General features: G+C 52.9%; 20 protein-coding genes. 11 read left to right on the forward strand and 9 right to left on the reverse strand.

The window, feature by feature from the left end; genetic code table 11:
• Nucleotides 1–158: 158 nt before the first annotated feature.
• Nucleotides 159–1397, forward strand: a complete 1239-nt coding sequence (locus tag ICA20_RS07370; RefSeq protein ID WP_038642443.1) for an Nramp family divalent metal transporter — start codon at nt 159–161, stop codon at nt 1395–1397.
• A 32-nt stretch (nt 1398–1429) separates the two neighbouring features.
• Here the strand turns inward: ICA20_RS07370 and ypeC are convergent, their stop codons facing one another.
• On the reverse strand, nt 1430–1756 hold the full coding sequence (ypeC, locus tag ICA20_RS07375) for a DUF2502 domain-containing protein YpeC (RefSeq protein ID WP_003834889.1): 327 nt from the start codon (nt 1754–1756) through the stop codon (nt 1430–1432).
• 137 nt (nt 1757–1893) lie between these two features.
• Nucleotides 1894–2883, reverse strand: coding sequence for an L-glyceraldehyde 3-phosphate reductase (mgrA, locus tag ICA20_RS07380; RefSeq protein WP_038642441.1), 990 nt, complete (start codon nt 2881–2883; stop codon nt 1894–1896).
• A 184-nt stretch (nt 2884–3067) separates the two neighbouring features.
• Between mgrA and ICA20_RS07385 the strand changes: the two genes are divergently transcribed.
• Nucleotides 3068–4720: a thiamine pyrophosphate-binding protein gene (locus ICA20_RS07385; protein WP_038642439.1), complete on the forward strand. Its 1653-nt coding sequence runs from the start codon at nt 3068–3070 to the stop codon at nt 4718–4720.
• On the opposite strand, the gene ICA20_RS07390 is transcribed toward ICA20_RS07385, so the two are convergent.
• Nucleotides 4721–5956, reverse strand: a complete 1236-nt coding sequence (locus ICA20_RS07390; protein ID WP_038642437.1) for an ion channel protein — start codon at nt 5954–5956, stop codon at nt 4721–4723. It lies immediately after the preceding gene.
• 204 nt (nt 5957–6160) lie between these two features.
• Between ICA20_RS07390 and glk the strand changes: the two genes are divergently transcribed.
• The 6 genes from glk to ptsP all read left to right on the forward strand — a co-directional run bounded on the left by glk (nt 6161) and on the right by ptsP (nt 14337).
• Entirely contained in the window at nt 6161–7126 is a 966-nt protein-coding gene (glk, locus tag ICA20_RS07395) for a glucokinase (RefSeq protein ID WP_038642435.1), read from the forward strand.
• A gap of 954 nt (nt 7127–8080) precedes the next feature.
• Nucleotides 8081–8407 (forward strand): fructose PTS transporter subunit IIB, encoded by a 327-nt coding sequence (locus ICA20_RS07400; protein ID WP_003028254.1) that lies wholly within the window; start codon nt 8081–8083, stop codon nt 8405–8407.
• Nucleotides 8408–8427: 20 nt separating this feature from the next.
• Entirely contained in the window at nt 8428–9675 is a 1248-nt protein-coding gene (locus ICA20_RS07405) for a PTS fructose transporter subunit IIC (RefSeq protein ID WP_038642433.1), read from the forward strand.
• Nucleotides 9676–9692: 17 nt separating this feature from the next.
• The gene (gene ypdF, locus ICA20_RS07410) at nt 9693–10778 is read left to right on the forward strand and encodes an aminopeptidase (RefSeq protein ID WP_038642431.1); all 1086 of its coding nucleotides are present in this window, start codon (nt 9693–9695) and stop codon (nt 10776–10778) included.
• Entirely contained in the window at nt 10778–11818 is a 1041-nt protein-coding gene (gene ypdE / locus ICA20_RS07415) for an aminopeptidase (protein ID WP_038642429.1), read from the forward strand. The genes ypdF and ypdE overlap by 1 nt, the downstream gene beginning before the upstream one ends.
• Nucleotides 11819–11841: 23 nt before the next feature.
• Complete coding sequence (gene ptsP / locus ICA20_RS07420; protein ID WP_038642427.1) at nt 11842–14337, forward strand: phosphoenolpyruvate--protein phosphotransferase; 2496 nt, start codon at nt 11842–11844, stop codon at nt 14335–14337.
• Nucleotides 14338–14414: 77 nt separating this feature from the next.
• Here the strand turns inward: ptsP and ICA20_RS07425 are convergent, their stop codons facing one another.
• From ICA20_RS07425 to ICA20_RS07440, 4 genes are all read right to left on the reverse strand, one after another.
• The gene (locus tag ICA20_RS07425; RefSeq protein ID WP_071888160.1) at nt 14415–14603 is read right to left on the reverse strand and encodes a hypothetical protein; all 189 of its coding nucleotides are present in this window, start codon (nt 14601–14603) and stop codon (nt 14415–14417) included.
• Between the two features lie 101 nt (nt 14604–14704).
• A complete protein-coding gene (locus tag ICA20_RS07430; RefSeq protein WP_038642425.1) occupies nt 14705–15568 on the reverse strand; it encodes an AraC family transcriptional regulator in 864 nt (287 codons plus the stop codon).
• Between the two features lie 15 nt (nt 15569–15583).
• Complete coding sequence (gene ypdB / locus ICA20_RS07435; RefSeq protein WP_038642424.1) at nt 15584–16318, reverse strand: two-component system response regulator YpdB; 735 nt, start codon at nt 16316–16318, stop codon at nt 15584–15586.
• Nucleotides 16319–16332: 14 nt separating this feature from the next.
• Nucleotides 16333–18030, reverse strand: coding sequence for a sensor histidine kinase (locus ICA20_RS07440; RefSeq protein WP_071888159.1), 1698 nt, complete (start codon nt 18028–18030; stop codon nt 16333–16335).
• Nucleotides 18031–18416: 386 nt separating this feature from the next.
• Between ICA20_RS07440 and alaC the strand changes: the two genes are divergently transcribed.
• A complete protein-coding gene (alaC, locus tag ICA20_RS07445) occupies nt 18417–19655 on the forward strand; it encodes an alanine transaminase (RefSeq protein ID WP_038642420.1) in 1239 nt (412 codons plus the stop codon).
• 67 nt (nt 19656–19722) lie between these two features.
• Here the strand turns inward: alaC and ypdK are convergent, their stop codons facing one another.
• A complete protein-coding gene (ypdK, locus tag ICA20_RS07450; RefSeq protein ID WP_010723117.1) occupies nt 19723–19794 on the reverse strand; it encodes a membrane protein YpdK in 72 nt (23 codons plus the stop codon).
• 342 nt (nt 19795–20136) lie between these two features.
• On the opposite strand from ypdK, the gene ICA20_RS07455 reads away from it, so the two are divergent.
• The gene (locus ICA20_RS07455) at nt 20137–20751 is read left to right on the forward strand and encodes a lysozyme inhibitor LprI family protein (RefSeq protein ID WP_038642418.1); all 615 of its coding nucleotides are present in this window, start codon (nt 20137–20139) and stop codon (nt 20749–20751) included.
• Between the two features lie 41 nt (nt 20752–20792).
• Here ICA20_RS07455 and lpxP read toward each other — a convergent pair whose 3' ends face one another.
• The gene (gene lpxP / locus ICA20_RS07460; RefSeq protein WP_038642416.1) at nt 20793–21713 is read right to left on the reverse strand and encodes a kdo(2)-lipid IV(A) palmitoleoyltransferase; all 921 of its coding nucleotides are present in this window, start codon (nt 21711–21713) and stop codon (nt 20793–20795) included.
• A 440-nt stretch (nt 21714–22153) separates the two neighbouring features.
• Here lpxP and ICA20_RS07465 point away from each other — a divergent pair, with 440 nt between their 5' ends.
• A complete protein-coding gene (locus ICA20_RS07465; RefSeq protein ID WP_038642414.1) occupies nt 22154–22396 on the forward strand; it encodes a DUF2545 family protein in 243 nt (80 codons plus the stop codon).
• Nucleotides 22397–22425 lie beyond the last annotated feature (29 nt).

The following is a 22425-nucleotide window of genomic DNA, read 5'->3' on the forward strand; positions in this document are numbered from 1 at the left end:
CAATAATTAAACATCTCACCGGTATTTCCAGAATCTTTATCGATCCATAGACAATCACTATCAGAGAAATCAACTTCACCCATTAAAATGAATTTGATAATCATTCTCAATGGGCGTAGCTTGAAACATAGCAAAGGCTATGTTTCTGGGGCACTAAAATGACGAACGATCGCGTTGAGAGTAGCAGTGGACGGGCAGCGCGCAAGTTGAAGCTCGCATTAATGGGACCTGCGTTCATCGCGGCGATCGGTTATATCGATCCAGGTAACTTTGCCACCAATATCCAGGCAGGGGCCAGCTTTGGTTATAAATTGCTGTGGGTGGTGGTCTGGGCAAACCTGATGGCGATGCTGATTCAGGTGCTGTCGGCAAAACTGGGTATTGCCACCGGTAAAAACCTGGCAGAGCAAATTCGCGATCATTATCCTCGCCCGGTGGTGTGGTTTTACTGGGTGCAGGCTGAAATTATCGCCATGGCGACCGACCTTGCTGAGTTTATTGGCGCTGCGATTGGTTTCAAACTGATCCTGGGCGTTTCGTTATTGCAGGGGGCCGTGCTTACCGGCATCGCGACATTCTTAATTTTGATGCTGCAGCGCCGCGGGCAAAAGCCGCTGGAAAAAGTCATTGGCGGCCTGCTGCTGTTTGTGGCCGCGGCTTACATTGTGGAACTGATCTTTTCCCAACCGAACTTCGCGCAGCTTAGCAAGGGGATGATTATTCCCAGTCTGCCCAATTCGGAGGCTGTGTTCCTGGCCGCAGGCGTACTTGGCGCGACCATCATGCCGCACGTCATTTATCTGCACTCTTCCTTAACCCAGCATCTGCACGGCGGAACGCGCCAACAGCGCTATACGGCCACCAAATGGGATGTGGCTATCGCCATGACGATTGCCGGATTTGTGAACCTGGCGATGATGGCGACAGCTGCCGCCGCATTTCATTTTAGCGGGCATACCGGTATCGCCGATCTCGATCAAGCGTACCTGACCCTTGAACCGCTGTTGAGCCATGCGGCGGCGACGGTGTTTGGTTTAAGCCTGGTGGCTGCGGGACTGTCTTCTACTGTGGTCGGCACGCTGGCGGGGCAGGTGGTGATGCAGGGATTCATCCGCTTTCATATCCCATTATGGGTACGCCGTACTGTCACCATGATGCCATCATTTATTGTGATTCTGATGGGGCTGGATCCGACCCGTATTCTGGTGATGAGCCAGGTGTTGCTCAGTTTCGGGATTGCCCTTGCGCTGGTGCCGCTACTGATCTTTACCAGCAACGGCACATTGATGGGGGATTTGGTTAACACCGCCTGGGTCAAATACATTGGCTGGATGATTGTGGTGTTAGTGGTCGCGCTCAATATCTGGCTACTGGTGGGAACCGCGCTGGGTTTGTAAAAACAAAAGAGCCCGCAGGCTCTTTTGTTACATTAATGATGATGTTTGTGACCGCGCCCGCGACCGCGATGGTCGTCACGGTCATTCCAGCCTTCGCGATAGCCGCGCTCATAAGCTTTACGTTTATCCCAGCCACGATGATAGCCGTTGTCATGACGCCACCAACGATTTTTGCGCCACTCATAGTTATGATGCCAGTAATCCCGGTCGCGCCAGCGGCCGCCATCCCAGTAGTTACCGTAATTATCGCGATCGCCAATTTGCAATTTTATTGATGGCAGCAGGGTGATTTCGCCAGCGTTCGCGGCCAGCGGGGTAAAAGCCAATAAGACTGCCGCCAGAATCAGTGACCTGAACATGTTTACTCTCCTTCACGATCGAGCCGTAGCCGGCCTGTTAACGTAATATTACGGGGCAGTAAAGCCCCGTTTCATCGCCTTAACTCTTAAATCGCGAGCGAGAGCACTTTTTGTTAATAAATGTGTCTTTATTTCAATCAGCTCAGAATGGCATCAATCTCAGCGCACTCTTCGGCAGAGAAATGCCGGTTTGCCAGCATGACAACGGCGTCTTCAATTTGCGCGGGTTTACTGGCGCCTATCAGCACGGAGGTGATCTTGTCTTCCCGTAATACCCACGCGAGCGCCATTTGAGAAAGTTTTTGTCCCCGGCGTTCTGCGAGCGCGTTCAGCGCACGGACCTTTTCCAGTTTTTGTGGCGTTAACTGGTCCGGGTTAAGAAAACGGCTGGAGCTTGCCGCGCGCGAGTCCGCAGGAATACCGTTCAGGTAGCGGTCGGTTAATTGCCCACCCGCAAGCGGTGAGAAGGCGATACTGCCAACACCCTTTTCCTGTAACAGCGACAGCAGGCCACTTTCGACCCAACGTTCAAACAGGGAATATTTAGGCTGGTGGATAAGGCAGGGGGTGCCTAAATCGTCGAGTATTTCAATCGCCTGCCTGGCAAGCTCAGCCGGATAGTTGGACAGCCCGACGTACAGCGCTTTACCCTGACGGACAATATGATCCAGCGCGCGCATGGTTTCTCTGAGCGGCGTTTCTGGATCGGGCCGGTGATGATAGAAGATATCAACATACTCCAGCCCCAGGCGTTTGAGGCTTTGATTGAGGCTGGCAATCAGGTACTTGCGCGATCCCCAGTCGCCGTAGGGCCCCTCCCACATGGTGTAGCCCGCTTTGGTGGAGATGATCAGCTCATCCCGCCACGGTAAAAAATCTTCCTGCAGAATGCGGCCAAAATTTCGCTCCGCTGAGCCCGGCGGCGGGCCATAGTTATTCGCCAGGTCAAAATGAGTAATTCCCAGATCGAATGCGCGCTGTAACAGCGCCCGACTGTTCTCTACCTGCGTGGCATCACCAAAATTATGCCACAAACCCAAAGAGACAATCGGCAACCTGAGGCCGCTCTGGCCGCAGCGGCGATACTCCATTGTTTGATAGCGATTTTCATCAGCCTGATAAACCATGTAGCCTCCTGTTGGATAACGTGTGTCATTGAGTGTATACGTTTACACAAAGCAGACTGTAATGAATTTTTAATCGTCAAAACTGTACATCTTGCTTTCCACCCCCTCCACAACAACTCTCCTGGACAGTCATCACAGTTCTTCGATACTCAACATTGAGGTTACCGTCAGAAGGATAGCTGTCATGCAAACCCAATATTCCGTTGCTGATTATCTGCTGGACAGGCTGGCAGGCTGTGGCGTCGGCCACCTCTTTGGTGTGCCTGGCGATTATAATTTGCAGTTTCTTGACCACGTGATTGAACATCCCAGCGTACGTTGGGTCGGGTGTGCGAACGAATTAAATGCGGCTTATGCTGCGGATGGCTATGCCCGGGTGGCAGGGGCGGGAGCTTTGCTCACCACGTTTGGCGTGGGAGAGTTAAGTGCGATCAACGGTATCGCGGGAAGCTATGCGGAATATGTTCCCGTTCTGCATATTGTCGGCGCGCCCTGTCGCGGTGCGCAGCGTCGTGGGGAACTGATGCATCACACCCTTGGCGACGGTGACTTTCAGCATTTTTACCGTATGCAGCAGGCTGTAACGACGGCCAGCGCAGTGCTGGATGAACAAAACGCCTGCTATGAAATTGATCGCGTGCTACGGGCGATGTTAACTGAGCGCAGGCCGGGCTATCTGATGTTGCCTGCTGATGTGGCAAAACAGCCCGCCACGCCGCCGAATGACGCCCTGATTATTCCTCTGAGCGAACCGGAAAGCAGCGTGGCGGAAGCGTTTCGCTATTATGCCCGCGAGCGGCTATTGGACAGTCCGCGCGTAGCGCTGCTGGGCGACTTTCTCGCGCAGCGTTTTGGCTTACAGCCTGTATTGCAGCGTTGGATGGCGGAAACGCCGATGGCTCACGCCACGCTGTTGATGGGGAAAGGGTTATTTGATGAGCGTCACCCGGCGTTTGTCGGTACGTACAGCGCCGGAGCCAGTAGCGACTATGTGCGCCAGGCCATTGAAGATGCCGATACGATTATTTGCGTCGGTACACAATTTGTCGACACCCTGACCGCTGGGTTTACGCAACGGTTACCACCGGAGCGCACGATTGACGTTCAGCCCCATGCGTCACGTGTTGGTACCCAATGGTTTAACGTTCCGATGGAACAGGCCGTCACTACGTTACGCGAGTTGTGTCTGGAGATGTCGTTTTCACTGCCGCCCGAACGCCCGCCAGTTGGGCGTATCCAGGTTGAGAAGGGGCTGCTGACCCAGGAAAATTTCTGGCAAACGGTGCAACACTATCTGGCGCCGGATGACATCATCCTCGTCGACCAGGGAACGGCGGCATTTGGTGCGGCAGCGCTCTCGCTACCCAGCGGTGCGGAAGTCCTGGTCCAACCGCTGTGGGGTTCCATCGGCTACGCGCTCCCGGCGGCATTTGGCGCGCAAACGGCCTGCCCGGACCGCCGGGTGATCCTGATTATTGGCGATGGTGCAGCGCAACTCACTATCCAGGAACTGGGCTCTATGCTCAGGGACGGGCAATCACCGGTGATTTTACTGCTTAACAATGACGGCTATACCGTGGAGAGGGCTATTCACGGGGCAAATCAGCGTTATAACGACATCGCCGGATGGAACTGGACCCAGGTGCCGCAGGCGTTAAGTCATGAATGTCAGGCGGAATGCTGGCGAGTGAAGCAGGCGGTCCAACTGGAGGAAGTGCTGGCCCGGCTGTCCCGTCCGCAACGATTGTCATTAATTGAAGTGGTGCTACCGAAAGCCGATCTTCCTGAGTTATTGCGCACGGTGACCCGTGCGCTGGAATCTCGCAACGGAGGATAGCTACTCCTCGGGACGGCTGGCGATCATCATTGGTTTTCCGGCCAATAAAAGCCAGGCGGGGAGCATAACGACGCAAAGCAGCGGCAGCAGAGTGGTGTCTGGCACCACGACTGCCGCCATAAACAGGCTCAACCACGCGTCGCGGGTAACGACCAGCACCAGCCCGAGAATCGCGCAGGAGACCGTGATGGCTGCCGGAACGGCTTCAACATGGGCGTGCAGCATCAGACCCAGCGCGACGCCCACGAAGACCGCCGGAAAAATTCGCCCGCCGCGAAAACCGCTCGCTGCTGCGACCACCAATGCCGCCAGTTTGATCACGGCAAGCAGCAAATAATCCGTTGTCCCCTGCGTCTGGCTAAACGCCATTTGCTGCATTTCATCCAGTCCCTTAAATAAGGTAAGCGGTCCGCCAATTACACCCAAAATACCGAGAATAAATCCGCCAACCCCAAGGATCAGTACCGGGTGTTTAAGCCGATGTATTAAATGATGCAAGCGCGGTAGACACCAGACGGCCACCATGCCCGCGGCAATGGCGATAGCAGCAACGACCGCACCGCTGAGGATATCGATCAGATGCATTTGCGTATAGTGCGCGATGGGCAGTGAAAAATGGGGATGAAAGAACAGGCTGGTGGTCAGTGAACCTGCGGCGGCGGCCATTAACGGCGCAAACAGGCGATCCCATAAAGGAACATCGTTCGAGCTATTCAGCGTTTGCGAAAACACCAACGCGGCGGCCACGGGAGTACCAAATAACGCCCCGATGGTGCCGGCAGAGGCGAGAATGGTCCAGTCCAGCTTAGCAATGCGCGGAAAGAGGCGGCTGCCAAGCGCCACTGCGAGGGCGATATTCACGGTCATGATGGGATGTTCCGGCCCTAAACTGACGCCGCCCGCCAGACCGAGGATTAGCGCCGCCAGCAGGCCTGGCAGCGCCGAAACGGCCACCGGCATTCCGATTAACGGTTCACAAGCCGGATCCGGGCCAGCGTGGCCCCGGCTGTAGCGGATGACAAGCCCGACCATCAGCCCGGTTAACGTGAGCATACCGATGATCCACAGCGGAGAGTCCTGGGCAATTCCGATGCTAATCGGCAGACGCTCCCATAAAAATTGCTGTAAAACGGAAGCGACTTTCATCACAACGATCAACACCAGGCTGGACGCTATGCCAATGATTATCGCGGGAGTTGATAGCAAGAGCATCGTTCTGGCTCGCGGATGGAGCATTTTCAATTCCTTTAAACAGAGTCATAGATATAGTTTGCACAGCCTGCGCGACCGCATCGCTGCAAATGGTGCTGAAACGATAAAGTAATTGTGTGATCTGGATCGATTTTCTACGGGCATCAGCCTTCAGGCCGTTGTTGTTATGCCCCCATGAATTTACAGTGTGGCAAAGATTTATTCTGACTTTAGCGGAGCAGTGGAAGAATGACAAAATATGCTTTAGTAGGTGATGTTGGCGGCACCAACGCACGTCTTGCTCTGTGCGACATTGCCAGTGGCGAGATTTCGCAGGCAAAAACCTATTCCGGGCTGGATTACCCCAGTCTGGAGGCTGTGGTGCGCGTGTACCTGGATGAGCATAGCGTCAGCGTCGAAGATGGTTGCATTGCCATTGCCTGTCCGATCACCGGCGACTGGGTGGCAATGACCAACCATACCTGGGCATTCTCTATTGCTGAGATGAAAAAAAATCTGGGCTTTAGCCATCTGGAAATCATCAATGATTTCACCGCCGTGTCGATGGCAATCCCCATGCTGAAAAAAGAGCATTTGATCCAGTTTGGCGGCGCGGAACCTGTCGAAGGCAAACCGATTGCGGTGTATGGCGCGGGAACTGGCCTCGGCGTGGCGCATCTGGTGCATGTTGATAAACGCTGGGTAAGTCTGCCGGGTGAAGGCGGGCACGTGGATTTTGCGCCTAACAGCGAAGAAGAGGGGATTATCCTTGAGGTTCTGCGGGCGGAAATCGGTCATGTTTCTGCTGAGCGTGTGCTCTCAGGACCCGGACTGGTGAACCTGTATCGCGCCATCGTCAAATCAGACGGCCGCCTGCCGGAAAATCTGCAGCCGAAGGATATCACCGCCCGTGCGCTGGAAGATTCCTGTATCGACTGCCGCCGCGCGCTGTCGCTGTTCTGTGTGATCATGGGCCGCTTTGGCGGCGATCTGGCGTTAACGCTGGGCACGTTTGGCGGCGTGTACATCGCTGGCGGGATCGTGCCGCGCTTCCTTGAATTCTTTAAAGCTTCCGGTTTCCGCGGTGGGTTTGAAGATAAAGGACGTTTTAAAGCCTACGTTCAGGATATTCCGGTGTATCTGATTGTGCATGATAATCCGGGCCTGCTTGGTTCTGGCGCACATCTGCGCCAGACGCTGGGGCATATTTTGTAAGGCCAATGTCGGATGGTATTTAGCAATCATCCGGCCTGTATTCCCACTAAACCGCGCTTCTGACGTAATGACGATCAGTTAACGACGAGCAATCGTCGTAACTATAGCTAAGAGCGGCATATCCGGAGGTAATGAATTTGTTGCCCCCGGTATTTGTTACGTTCACCTTATGTTTTTCACTTCTCTGAAACGATTACTCCCAGTGAACGTGTTAAGGGTACTATCGCCGTACCCTTAACAATCCCGGCTCCCGGCGGGAAAATTGCCACTTCGTGGTTCCCTCCGCTTATTCCTCCAGGCTACCGGGCCGGGCGCGAGGTAGCGTCCTTGCAAAGCGCGCCCTGAGCCAGCATCCATGCTGGCTCTCCCAGCCTTACGGAAACACGTCGGCAATTTTCAGCCGGACCAGCCCACACCTGACCATTTGCGTTTTTTGTTTAAACAGCAAAACAGATTTAACTGGAAGTCAGAGCGTTGAAGCGATGACTCCGGTCCGGCTGAAAATCGATGAGTCGTTGGCGGCTGATCGGGTCTGCCCGCAGGGATGCGGGCAGAGGGGATGGCCTGCAGGGACGCAGGCTCGGCCCCGACCCGACAGGCAGACGGCATAAGACGAATAACTCGCGCAGCGACGATTTTCCCGCCGGGAGCCTGGGTTGCAAGGGAGGCGGCGGTGAGCCTCCCTTGCACGTTCACGGGTACCTGTGCTTCAGAAAAGTGAAAAGCTGAAGTGAACGGAACCCTGAGTCGCAATCACATGTTCTCCATAATGATTAACTGACAAGCATTACGCTTCTGACGCGGTTTTTTTATGCCTGCCGCCCAGCTTTCCGACCTTCGTCACACTTCCTGATTGCTGGATTATATGTCCAGTAAAAGCATTATTTGTCTGATAACGGTCGCTACTTGCCTCGGACCATAATTTCTCTCGTTAACTATTACGAGGAAATGAATATGAGCAAAAAATTGATTGCTGTTTGTGCGTGCCCAATGGGGCTGGCTCACACCTTTATGGCGGCGCAGGCGCTGGAAGAAGCGGCGGTTGAAGCCGGTTATGAAGTGAAAATCGAAACTCAGGGCGCTGACGGAATTCAAAATCGACTGACGGCGCAGGATATCGCTGAGGCGACGTTAATCATCCATTCAGTTGCCGTTACCCCGGAAGATAACGAGCGTTTCGAGTCGCGTGACGTCTACGAAATTACGCTACAGGACGCGATAAAAAATGCGGCCGGCATCATTAAAGAGATCGAAGAGATGGTTGCCGCTGAACAACAATAATCATCGACAGGGAACTACGTATGGCCATTAAAAAACGCAGTGCAACCGTTGTGCCAGGCGCATCTGGTGCGACAGCGGCAATAAAAAATCCACCGGCCTCCCGCAACAGCTTCTGGGGCGAACTTCCGCAACATGTGATGTCGGGTATTTCACGCATGGTGCCGACATTGATTATGGGCGGGGTAATTCTCGCCTTCTCGCAACTGATCGCTTATAGCTGGCTCGATATTCCTGCTGACACGGGCATCATGGATGCGTTGAACAGCGGAAAATTTACCGGTTTTAATCTCTCATTACTGAAGTTTGCCTGGTTGTCGCAATCTTTTGGCGGCGTGCTGTTTGGTTTTGCTATTCCGATGTTTGCCGCGTTCGTTGCCAATTCGATTGGCGGCAAACTGGCGTTTCCGGCGGGGTTCATCGGTGGGCTGATGTCTACTCAGCCTACCCAGATGCTGAATTTTGACCCATCGACGCTGCAATGGGTAACCAGTGCTCCCGTGCCTTCCACCTTTATTGGCGCGCTCATTATCTCGATCGTTGCCGGGTATCTGGTGAAGTGGATGAACCAAAAAATCCAGCTCCCTGATTTCCTGCTGGCGTTCAAAACCACCTTTTTGCTACCCATTCTCTCCGCCATTTTCGTCATGCTGGCGATGTATTACGTAATCACGCCGTTTGGCGGCTGGATCAACGGTGGAATTCGTACTCTGCTGACCGCAGCAGGAGAGAAAGGGACGCTGATGTATGCGATGGGGATTTCCGCGGCCACAGCGATTGACCTCGGCGGGCCGATTAATAAAGCCGCTGGATTTGTCGCCTTCAGCTTTACCACCGATCACGTTCTGCCGGTCACCGCGCGCTCTATTGCGATTGTGATTCCGCCGATTGGCCTCGGGCTGGCAACACTGCTTGACCGTCGCTTAACGGGGAAACGTCTGTTCAGCGCCCAGCTCTACCCGCAGGGAAAAACGGCAATGTTCCTCGCATTTATGGGCATCAGCGAAGGGGCTATCCCGTTTGCGCTGGAAAGCCCCATCACGGCAATTCCCTCTTACATGGTTGGCGCCATTGTCGGATCGACGGCTGCCGTCTGGCTGGGTGCGGTGCAATGGTTCCCTGAGTCGGCTATCTGGGCATGGCCGCTGGTGACCAATCTCGGTGTCTATATGGCAGGGATCCTGTTAGGTGCGGTGATTACGGCGCTGATGGTGGTGTTCCTGCGCCATCTGATGTACCGCAAAGGCAAATTGCTGATTGAAAGCCTCTGAGCAAAAGGATTGTAACCATGAGCTTACTTGCCTCGCTGCGTGACTGGTTAACGGCGCAACATCTCGATGCGATGCTGCTGTCATCGCGGCAGAATAAACAGCCGCATATGGGGATCTCCAGCAGTTCAGGGTATGTGTTTATCAGCCATAACAGCGCGCATATCCTGGTCGATGCCCGTTATTACACTGATGTCGCTATGCGTACCCAGGGCTACCAGATCCATCTCCTCGATGGCACACAGACGTTGTATTCGCGGGTGAATCACATCATTGCTGACGAGAAGCTGCAGACGGTGGGGTTCGAAGGCGAGCAGGTAAGCTGGGAAACGGCACAGGCCTGGGCAGGCAAACTGCATGGACGGCTGGTCAGCGCCGTGCCGGACGTGCTTCGGCAGGTGAAAACGGCCCAGGAAATAGCCTGTATCCGTGAAGCCTGTCGGATTGCCGACCTCAGCGCTGAACATATACGGCGGTTTATTCAACCCGGTCTGAGTGAGCGCGAGATTGCCGCCGAACTGGAGTGGTTTATGCGCACGCTTGGCGCAGACAAAGCTTCTTTTGACACCATTGTCGCCAGCGGCTGGCGCGGCGCGCTGCCGCATGGTAAAGCCAGCGATAAACGGGTTGCAGCAGGTGAATTCATTACGCTGGATTTTGGCGCACAGTATCAGGGGTATTGTTCGGATATGACGCGAACGTTTCGCATACCTGACGCCAAGCAACCAGCAGAAGACAGTGCGCTATTTTCGATTTATCAGGTTGTCCTGGAAGCGCAACTGGCGGCGGTAGCGGCAATTCGACCTGGCGCGCGTTGCAATGAGGTGGACGCCGCAGCCAGGCAAGTTATTACACAGGCGGGCTATGGTAATGCGTTTGGTCACAATACCGGACACGCTATCGGCATTGAAGTCCATGAGAACCCACGTTTTTCCCCTACCGATGAGACGCCTCTGGCGGCGGGAATGCTGCTCACCGTTGAACCAGGTATTTATCTGCTGGGGCAGGGCGGAGTGCGTATCGAGGACGTGGTGCTGGTTACGCCAGACGGCGGCGAGGTGCTCTACACCATGGCGAAAACATTGTTACACACGGGAGAGGCGTGATGGACTTATCGCTACTGAAGGCGCTGAGCGAGGCTGATGCGATCGCCTCCTCAGAACAGGAGGTGCGACAGATCTTGCTCGAAGAAGCAGATCGTCTGCACAAAGAAGTGCGCTTCGATGGGTTGGGATCGGTGTTGATCCGCCTGAATGAATCAACCGGTCCGAAGGTAATGATCTGCGCGCATATGGATGAAGTGGGATTTATTGTGCGCAGTATTTCCAAGGAAGGGGCGATCGATGTCTTGCCGGTGGGAAATGTGCGTATGGCGGCCAGACAGTTGCAGCCAGTGCGGATTACCACCCGCGAAGAGAGCAAAATCCCGGGGCTGCTCGACGGAGATCGCAGTGGCAATGAAGTGAATGCGCTGCGGGTGGATATTGGCGCGCGGTCTTATGACGAAGTACTTCAGGCCGGCGTGTGTCCAGGCGATCGCGTTACCTTTGACACGACTTTTCAGGTTTTGCCGCACCAACGCGTCATGGGCAAAGCCTTTGATGACCGACTTGGATGTTATTTGCTGGTAGCGCTGCTGCGCGAATGGCATAACGCCATCCTTCCTTGTGAGGTGTGGCTGGTGGCCAGTTCCAGTGAAGAAGTGGGACTGCGCGGAGGGCAAACGGCAGCGCGTGCGGTTGCGCCCGATGTGGCGATCGTGCTGGATACAGCCTGCTGGGCGAAAAATTTTGATTATGGCGCGGCCAACCACCGACAGCTCGGCAAAGGCCCGATGCTGGTGCTGAGCGATAAATCGCTGATTGCGTCGCCAAAGCTGACGGCATGGATTGAAAGTGTAGCCACTGATGCGGGCATCCCGTTACAGCTCGATATGTTCAGTAATGGCGGCACAGACGGCGGGGCCGTACACGTCAGCGGAACGGGGATCCCGACGGTTGTTATGGGGCCAGCCACGCGGTATGGGCACTGTGCGGCATCAATTGCCGACTGTCGTGACATCATCCAGACGCAGCAGTTGTTGTCGGCGCTTATTTCACATCTTACGTGCGAAACCGTGGCTCATCTGACGGACTTCAGGTGCTGATTTCGCGCTAATCAGGAGTTGTTATGCTAACGATTCAATTTCTTTGCCCGTTACCCAATGGACTGCATGCGCGTCCAGCATGGGAGCTGAAAGAGCAGTGCAGCCAGTGGCAAAGTGAGGTGATGTTTTTCAACCATCGTCAAAACGCCAAAGCGGATGCGAAAAGCTCGCTGGCGCTGATTGGCACCGGGACGCTGTTTAATGACAGCTGTAGCTTAACCATCACCGGTCAGGATGAAGAGCAGGCCAGGCGGGTGCTGGAGGAGTACATTCAGCAGCGGTTTATCGACAGCGACAGCGTTCAGCCAGGGGCGGCGGAACTGGCGGCGCATCCGTTGCCGCGTTCGCTGATTCGGCTCAACCCGGATTTGCTGTATGGCACTGTGCTGGCAGGCGGCGTGGGGGCAGGTCAGCTCACGCTGTGGCAGAGTGATAATCTGGAGAGCTATCGCGCGATTGCGGCGAGTGCGGAAGACAACGCCAGGCTGGAGCACAGTCTGGCAACGCTGGCGGAACTGCTCAATCAGCAACTGCGTGAGCGCGATGGTGAGAGTAAAACCATTCTCAGCGCGCATCTGTCTCTGATTCAGGACGACGAGTTTGCCGGGAATATTCGCCGCTTAATGCTGGAGCAGCATCTGGGGCTGGGGGCGGCGATTATTACCAATATGGAGCAAGTATGCGACAAGCTGTCGGCTTCCGGCAGCGATTACCTGCGTGAACGCGTCAGCGACATCCGTGATATCAGCGAACAATTGCTACATATTACGTGGCCTGAAAAGCGGCCGCGCCATGCGCTGGTGCTGGAAAAGCCAACGATTCTGGTGGCTGAAGATCTGACGCCCAGTCAGTTTTTGAGTCTCGATTTGCAGCATCTGTCAGGCATGATCCTTGAGAAAACAGGGCGCACCTCGCATACGCTGATCCTCGCTCGGGCGTCGGCGATTCCGGTGCTTAGCGGCTTGCCGCTGGCAGCGATTAGCCGCTATGCCGGGCAACCCGCAGTCCTGGATGCCCGATGTGGAGTCCTGGCCATTAATCCAGACGAGGCGGTTCGCGGCTACTACGCGATTGCGCAGAAGCTGGCCGACGAATGCCAGCGTCGGCAAGCGCTTGACGCCGCCCAGCCCGCGTTAACCAAAGATAATCAACGAATTGACGTCGTAGCGAATATTGGCACCGCGCTGGAAGCGCCGGGGGCGTTTGCCAATGGCGCGGAAGGGATTGGGTTGTTTCGCACAGAAATGCTGTTTATGGATCGCGACAACGCTCCTGACGAGCAGGAACAGTTTGAGGCCTACCAGCAGGTGTTGTTGGCTGCGGGCGACAAGCCGGTTATCTTTCGCACGATGGATATTGGTGGCGATAAGAACATCCGCTATCTCAATATTCCGCAAGAAGAGAACCCATTCCTGGGCTATCGCGCGGTGCGGATTTATCCCGAGTTTGCCGGGCTGTTTCGCACGCAGTTGCGCGCCATTTTACGCGCTGCAACCTTCGGTAATGCGCAATTGATGATCCCGATGGTGCATAGCCTCGACCAGATTTTATGGGTAAAAAGCGAATTGCAAAAAGCGCTGGTGGAGCTGAAAGCGGAGGGTTTACGTCATGCTCCGACAATTTCATTGGGCATTATGGTTGAAGTACCTTCGGTGTGTTACATCATCGACCACTTCTGCGACGAGGTGGATTTCTTCAGCATTGGTTCCAATGACATGACCCAGTATCTGTACGCTGTCGATCGCAATAATCCTCGCGTGTCGCCACTGTATAACCCGATTACGCCCTCGTTCTTGCGGATGTTGCAGCAGATTGTTCGCGTGGCGCACGAACGTGGTAAATGGGTGGGCATTTGCGGAGAACTGGGCGGCGAAGGACGTTACTTGCCGCTGCTGTTGGGCTTAGGGCTTGACGAACTAAGTATGAGCAGCCCACGGATTCCGGCAGTAAAAAGCCAGCTTCGTCAACTGGACTGCCAGGCGTGTCGCGAACTCGCTATGCAGGCCTGCGAGTGTCGCAGCGCTCAGGAGATTGAAGATCTGCTGAACCAATTTGCGCCACAGAAAGAGGTGCGGCCGCTACTGGCGCTGGAGAATATTTTTGTTGGTGAGCCCCTTACCAACAAAGAGCAGGCGATCCAGTTCTTATGTGGCAATCTTGGGGTAAATGGACGCACCGATCACCCGTTTGAGCTGGAGGAAGATGTCTGGCAGCGTGAAGAGATAGTCAATACCGCCGTAGGTTTCGGGGTTGCTATCCCACATACTAAATCCCAGTGGATCAACCATTCCAGTATCAGTATTGCCCGGCTTGCTCAGCCGATAGACTGGCAGTCCGAGATGGGCGACGTTGAACTGGTGATCATGCTGACGCTGGGCGCCGATGAAGGCATTAACCACGTGAAGGTCTTCTCGCAGCTTGCGCGTAAGCTGGTGAACAAGCAGTTCCGCCAGTCGTTGTTTGCCGCTACCGATGCCGAAAGCATTCTGGCGCTGCTGGAGGCGGAACTGACGTTTTAAATTCTACAGAGAGGAACGCTTTCCAGCCTGCGGCGAGGCGCTTGCAGGCTGCGTAAAGGCTTCTGATAGAGAAATTATTAATTTATGGTGTGTTGAATCGGCAGTTTCCCGGCCCTTAATAACGTCATCTCTTGTTTGCAGAGCAGTACTACCGCCTGGCGACCTTTTACGCGTCGGGCGGTGAGCGCTCTTTTCACGGTCCGACGATCCGCACCTGATTCCAGCATCTGAAGACACATCAGGGAAAGTGCACGTCTGTTTTTCATCGAATATTCACTTTGTTGAGTCAGCCTGCACGTTATGTGCGAAGGGGCATTATTCTACAACGATACAAGTGGATATGACTAACGCGTTGGTGTTGTTTCAATCAACGTGCTGACTGGAAACGCGCGCCGTACTCGCCCGGCGTCAGGCCAAACTGACGGCGGAACAGGCGGCAAAAATAATCACTGTCCTGATACCCGCAACGCTGTGCGACTTCGCTAATCGACAGATGATATTTCTGTAAGATGATGCGCGCCTTCGCCATTCTCACCCACCGCACGTACTCGACAAATCCCATGGTGCCATGCTGGGTAAATATTTTTGATAAGTGATTCGGCGTGATATTAAAAAACTGCGCTACGTTTTCCCGGCTCAGCGATTGGGCATAGTTGTCCTGGACCCAATTACATATGCTGTGATAGAGAAATTCAGAGCGCGGGCGCGCTATATCAGGCCGGGTGTTTACCACGCTGCGGCACAGGTGCAGCAGACTCAGCACCAGCGGTTGAATAATATCCTGGGCCTGAGGTGAGCGGCTTAAATGGGTCAATGCGGTAAGCATCGCCTCGCCTTCACCGCGCTGCGGATGTGGTAACTCAATGCGACGTACGGGACGCAACAGCGATGCGGTTCGGTTGTCGTAAAAAGAGAGGCCCAGCCAGGCTGGAGAAAATACCAGGCTCAAGAGCATCACCGGTTTATCGTTGCCTGGTAAATTCGCCGCTTTCGCCGGGATGAACAACATGTCGCCTTCCGCCAGGCTGTGCTGCTGTTTTTCCAGCTGGTTGCTGTACTCTCCGCGCAGCACGATATCCAGGCGGGGCAGGTCAATACATAAACTGCCGGTCGGTAATGTGGTTCGCGGGGTAGCGAACCATACGCGCCCCAGACGCTGCGGATTTAACACCAGGCCGCTGAACAGATCGGCAAAAAACTGTTGGTCGGCGGGCAGGCCTGGCTCTTTCATTGCTCTTTCTCTGCGCTATAAGTGCATTAACTGTCTGAACTCTTTCACTTTACTCCGACTCACCGGGATTTCAAATTCCAGGTCTTTTAAGCGCAGAATGTAGGTGTTGTTAAACCAGGGTTCGATCTCGCGAATTTTATTCAAATTCACACAGAATGAGCGGTGGCAGCGGAAGAAATGCGAAGCAGGCAGTTTGCTGCAAAATTCGGTGATGTTCATTGGCATCACATACGACTCGCGCCGGGTATAGACGAAGGTCATCTTTTCATGGGCTTCAGCGTAGTAGATGTCGTTGATCGGGGTTACGATGATCCGCTCATCTTTGATCAGGTTGATCGTATCGTTTTCACGGATCACCGGGCTGGCTGGCGAGGTTCCCGCTTGCTGCTGTTGCCAGGCGGTCTCCAGCTTTTGTAGCATGCCAACAATGCGCGATTCTTGATACGGTTTCAGAATATAGTCAAAAGCTTCCAGTTCGAAAGCTTCAACAGCGTGCTCTTTCCACGCGGTAATAAACACAATAAAGGGCTTATGCGCGAACTGGCTGATGTTTTGCGCCAACAGTACACCATCCAGCGAGGGAATATTGATATCCAGAAAAATAGCGTCAACGCGGTTGTGCTGGAGATATTTCAGCACGTCAAGACCGTCGTCAAATGTGCCGACAATCTCCATCTGGCTGTGCTCTTTTATCAGCCAGCTTAGTTCCTGTTGGGCCAGGAATTCATCTTCGACAATGATGACTTTCACGACTTCACTCCTGGTTAAAGCAATAATGTGGCCGGTGCGGCTGCGGGCGAGTGCTGATTAGGCACATAAAAGGCAATCTCTGTGCCCGGCTCCAGACGGCGGATCAGTAATCCTTCGCCATAGAGCAGCTTAACGCGATGATGGACATTCAACAGGCCAATTTTATTACCCGGCATTTCATTGGATTCGACCCGCTCAATCACTTTCGGATCGATCCCATGACCGGTGTCCCGCACGGCAATTCGTACCCGATTTCCGCACTCTGCAACGCTGATGGTCACCACGCCTTTCCCTTTGCAGGGTTGAATACCATGAACAATGGCGTTCTCGACAAGCGGCTGAATCAGCAGGCTGGGAATATAACAGCTTACCTCTTCATCAATATCATAAATAACCGTTAGCTTGTCGCCAAAACGGGCCTGTTCGATGGCGATGTAATCCTTGATTTGGTACAGCTCTTTCTTGATGTCGATCTGCTCATCATCTTTTAATTCAATATTATAGCGAAGATAACGCGACAAATTAAAAATGAGCTGGCGCGCGGTGTCCGGGTTAAGTCGCACCGACGACGAAATAGCGTTCAGGGCGTTAAACAGGAAATGGGGATTTATTTTACTCTGCAGTGCCCGCAGTTCTGCCTTATTTGCCATTTCGCGTAGCTGTTCCGCCCGAGAAACCTCAAGCTGAGTCGAGATAATTTGCGACAGGCCGATGGCCATTTCCTGTAGCGAGGAGGTGATCTGGTGAGCGTGACAGTAGTAGATCTTCAGCGTGCCGGTGACAACGCCTTTCTCCCAAAGTGGGATCACCAGCATGGAGTGTATTTCCGGTGTCCGATGTGCTTCATCATTGTTTTTTATAATTATTTTTCCGTAATTGATCGCCTGTCGCGTGGTCGGGCTGACGAAGTCATCGTTATCGCGGTAATTCAGTTCACCCACGCCAACGTAGGCCAGAACGTGCTGGGTATTGGTAATCGCGACGGCGTCTGCATGGATGTCATGGCGAATAATTTCACACACCTGGCGGAGCGACTCGCTGTTGACGTGACGGAAAAGCGGCAGGGTTTTGTTGGCGATATCCAGTGCCAGCTTGGCCTGTTTCGCGGCGCTGGCTTCTTTCTCGCCCTCCACGCTTTGAACCAGCATGACGATAAAACCAATACAGACGCTGCCCAGGATCATCGGGATACCGATTTTCGAGACGATATCCAGCCCCAGCGCGGTCGTAGGCGCCCAGGCAACGACGAGGATCATGGTCAGGGATTCGCACAGCATTCCGCCTAAAATACCTGCGCGCCAGTGTTGCGCTTTGGGGATCTTACGGTTGATCCACCCGGCAATGCAGCCTGCCAGAATACTGGTAATAAAGCAGGGTAGGGCGGTTACGCCGCCAATATCAATCAGGTAGCGGTGGGTGCCGGCGATGAGTCCCGTAATGATGCCGACCCACGGACCGAACAAAATTCCCCCTGACATGACCGCGATAATACGTACGTTTACCAGTGAGCCTTCAACCGGTACGCCGGACCAGGTACTGAACAGGGCAAACATCGAGAAAATCGCGGTGACGGCGAGCAACTCTTTCGGGGAGTGAGCTGACTTGTGCAACAGTTCGCGAAACAGGCGGATACGAATCAGGAAAAACAGACAAAACAGCATTAGCGCTGCCCGGTCAAATACCGCCAGCAGCATATTAAATATTTCGTGCACGGGTGACTCTTGCGCAGGGGTTAAACCTCTATGATAGGCAACCTGAGTCTGGATGACCAGCGCCCGCGCAGCCTGCGGCTAATGAGGAAAAACCTTAATATTAAAAGGGGATTGTTGCATTGTTGTTGTATTTACAATACCTGTCTTCTAAGCGCAAAGATCAAGGTAATGTTTTCAACAATAAAATGTTAAATGATGGTAATTTTTAGCTGTGTGTGAAAATGAATATTTCCTCATTTTGTTTGCCTGTTCCTCATTTGTGTCGAAAAAAATATTTTGTTTTGCCTCTCGACAGAAGGAAATTATTCAGGCTATTTTCTAAACGTGCCACCATCGTGGCAGCGTCGCTCGGACGGTCCGGGCGCTAACGTTAATCTGAGGATATTATGGCTGACACCCGCCCTGAACGTCGCTTTACGCGTATTGATCGCCTTCCCCCTTACGTTTTTAACATTACCGCTGAACTGAAGATGGCTGCGCGTCGGCGCGGCGAAGATATTATCGATTTCAGTATGGGGAACCCAGATGGGGCCACGCCTCCTCACATTGTTGAAAAACTGTGTACCGTGGCGCAGCGCCCGGACACGCATGGCTATTCCACGTCTCGCGGCATTCCGCGTCTGCGTCGGGCGATTTCCCGCTGGTATCAGGAACGCTATGACGTTGAAATTGATCCCGAATCCGAAGCGATTGTGACTATTGGTTCCAAAGAGGGACTGGCGCACCTGATGCTGGCAACGCTCGATCATGGTGATACGGTTCTCGTACCCAACCCGAGCTATCCCATTCATATTTATGGCGCGGTGATTGCCGGGGCGCAGGTACGGTCAGTGCCGCTGGTTGAAGGTGTCGATTTCTTTAATGAGCTGGAGCGCGCGATCCGTGAAAGCTACCCGAAACCGAAGATGATGATCTTAGGTTTCCCGTCCAACCCGACAGCACAGTGCGTCGAGCTGGAATTTTTCGAAAAAGTCGTCGCGCTGGCTAAACGCTATGACGTGCTGGTGGTTCACGATCTCGCCTATGCCGATATCGTTTACGATGGCTGGAAAGCGCCATCGATTATGCAAGTACCTGGCGCTCGTGATGTCGCGGTTGAATTTTTCACCCTGTCGAAAAGCTACAACATGGCGGGCTGGCGTATCGGTTTTATGGTTGGCAATAAAACGCTGGTCAACGCGCTGGCGCGCATCAAGAGTTATCACGATTACGGGACGTTTACACCGTTGCAGGTTGCGGCAATCGCGGCGCTGGAAGGCGATCAGCAATGCGTACGGGATATTGCCGAGCAGTATAAACGCCGTCGTGATGTGCTGGTTAAAGGACTGCATGAGGCCGGTTGGATGGTTGAGATGCCAAAGGCCTCAATGTACGTTTGGGCGAAAATTCCTGAGCAATATGCCGCGATGGGGTCACTTGAGTTTGCCAAGAAACTGCTGAACGAAGCGAAAGTATGCGTTTCGCCGGGGATTGGCTTTGGTGATTATGGCGATACGCACGTGCGTTTTGCCTTAATTGAAAACCGTGACCGTACCCGCCAGGCGATCCGCGGCATCAAAGCGATGTTCCGCGCAGATGGCTTACTGCCTGCCAGTGCGAAATCGGCTATTGAAAGTACCGACTAACCGATCGTGAGATCTCCAAAAGCAAACAGGAGCCTGATGGCTCCTGTTTTTTTGCTGCGTCTTTTATTTAGATCATCAGGGCGAACGTACCGGCCCAAACGATGACCATAAAAGAAATGCCCATAAAGAAATATTTCACTTTTCATCTCTCCGCGTACCTGGGTACGTCTGAATGAACATATGCTTACCTGACAGAGAGCTGATGCACGCGCAAACGAAATGGAGAATATACCTCGTTTGCCTGGCTGCATCACCTCAGAATTCTGAGCTTTAGTGCTCCAGACGGCGCTAATGTACGCCTAAAAATGAGGTGAGACAAGAGGCATTTTTCTATTTAATTTTAATAACTTACAAGTGTCGTGATTCGGCGACAGTTTAATTTCTGCCGGTAATAAATTGCTATTGAGCGACGTAATGATTAGTCGGAGAATTCTCATATCACCATAGTATGAATGTGGTTAATTTTTCGCGGAATTCAATAATGAAAAGGTTAAAAATGACCAGATTAATGATGTTAGCACTCGTTCTTACGCCAGTGACGTCAATGGCGGCCTCACCGTTGGCGTTTAATTTCAGCTGCGTAAGTATTGGTGGTGTGAATAGTGATGGTAAAGGTAACGTTTGGATTGACGGTGCCAAGGCGACCGTAAAGAGCTTCAATGAAAACTACTGGGAAGCCAAAAGCGGCAAAAATACGCTTTCCATCTCCCGTAAAGATGACGGCAACCCGGAAGTTTCATGGTCAGGGCCAAATCGTAAGCACGGAATTTGTCAGCCTGAAGACAATATTGACTACGCCCCGGGGGAAAAATCGCCCCACAGCGGTCCTTCTTTCTCCTGCTCAGCGGTGGCAAAGGGAAGTATTGAAGAAGTTATTTGCCAGAGTCCATCACTCTCCGAGCTGGATGTTAAGTTGAACGGGGTCTACAAACAGGCGTTGGTTAAATCGAAAAATAACCCAACGCTGAAAGCGGAGCAGCGCGGCTGGGTTAAAGGACGAAACGAGTGCTGGAAAGAGCAGGATAAACCAGCCTGTATTGCTCGTAACTACAATGAGCGCATGGCTGAACTACAGAACGAGTGGGGCGTTAAGTAATTCAGCCACAGACAAAAAGAAAGGCCGTAAGGCCTTTCTTTTTAGATATATAACGAGGCTTCACCCATGGGGCGGGTTTTGAAGCGACGGTGGATCCAGAGATACTGCTCGGGCGCGCGCATGATCTCTTTTTCGATAATTTTATTCATATAAGCCGCAGCCTGGCTTTCATCTGCCGGGTAACCTTCCATTTGTGGTGTGATAAACAGGCGGTAACCTGAGTTATCTGCTTTTCTCACCATGGTTACGGTCAGCATCGCTGCGCCTGACAGGCGCGACAGCACGTAAGTACCATTGGTGGTTGCCACGTTTTTAACGGCGAAGAAAGGCGCGAATGAGCTTCCTTTACGGCCGTAGTCCTGATCGGGAGCAAACCATACCGCTTCCCCTTTTTTCAGGGCGCCGACAATGCCACGCAGATTATTTCTGCCGATCATGGCTTTGTTGGAACGCATACGACCGCGGGTTTGGATCCACTCCATCAACTTATTGTTGTGCGGGCGATAGGTTGCCATCATCGGCTGGCACAGCCCCATTACGCGGCCACCTAATTCGAGCGACATAAAGTGTACGCCTACGACCATCACGCCACGGTCTTCCATCTGGGCGCGTTTCAGGTTGTCCAACCCTTCTACATCAAACCATTTGCGAACGCGGTGATCCGGCCAGAACCAGGCCATACCTGTTTCAAGCAGTCCCATGCCGAGTGAACGGAAGTTCTCATCGACCAGTTTGTCTCTTTCTTCCTGCGACAGATTGGGGAAACAGAGTTCGAGGTTTTTACGTGCAATAGATTCACGGCGCTTTAAAAATGGGCGAGCCAGTGTTCCTGTACGGGTACCAAGAAAACATAATACGGGATAGGGAAGTTGTACCAGTAACCAGAGCACACCGACGCCAAACCACGTGAGCCAATAGCGCGGATGCAAAAACGCGCGTGAAAATTTACATTGGGGAAACATAAGCACCTGTTGTTGGTACGAAATAGATGTATCGCGAAGACGCTGGGTCTGGCGCGTTACACTCTGCACAGATCGTTAGGCCGCCATAAACGACATTGGTTCCTGCAAAGAGTGTAAAACTGAGTCAGGACAAAACCACGAGGGGCATGAATGATCGGACGCACAATGTACACCCGAAGATTAATGTCAGCCAGAAATAATTACTCAAGTTTCGTAAATATTTTGGGGGCGATTAAGAACAAAAAAAAGACTATTTATAATTCATTGTTTTTATGATGAATAAATAAACTCCAGGTGTATATCTAAATTGTAAGCAGATGAGTGATTTTTGTAACGTAAATGTTGCTTAAATTGCGAACTGATGGAAATTATCTTAGAATATAAAAACAAGGGAGTGTAAGGACTTACGTAAAGTTTTATGGCAAACAGGAGGTATCGCTATGCTCTATTTTTGGACCTTTCTCGCATTGAGTATTCTGAGCGTCAGTTGCTACATCTGGCAGGTAATGGGCGCTGCGGCGTCAATAAGCGCTTTTATCGGCATGGTCATACTCACCGCCTTAATTTACGTTTTTACTATGCGGTTGACTAATGGTAACGAAATGGTAACCGGATTATTCCTTTTTCTTGCCCCAACATGCGGTTTGATCATTCGCTTTATGGTGGGGGACGGTAGGCAATAATCCGGCGTGTTACGATTGGAAATGAATTT

Origin of the sequence: Citrobacter sp. C5_2 (genome assembly GCF_014596845.2) — a bacterium.
In the GTDB taxonomy this organism is placed as follows: domain Bacteria; phylum Pseudomonadota; class Gammaproteobacteria; order Enterobacterales; family Enterobacteriaceae; genus Citrobacter; species Citrobacter werkmanii.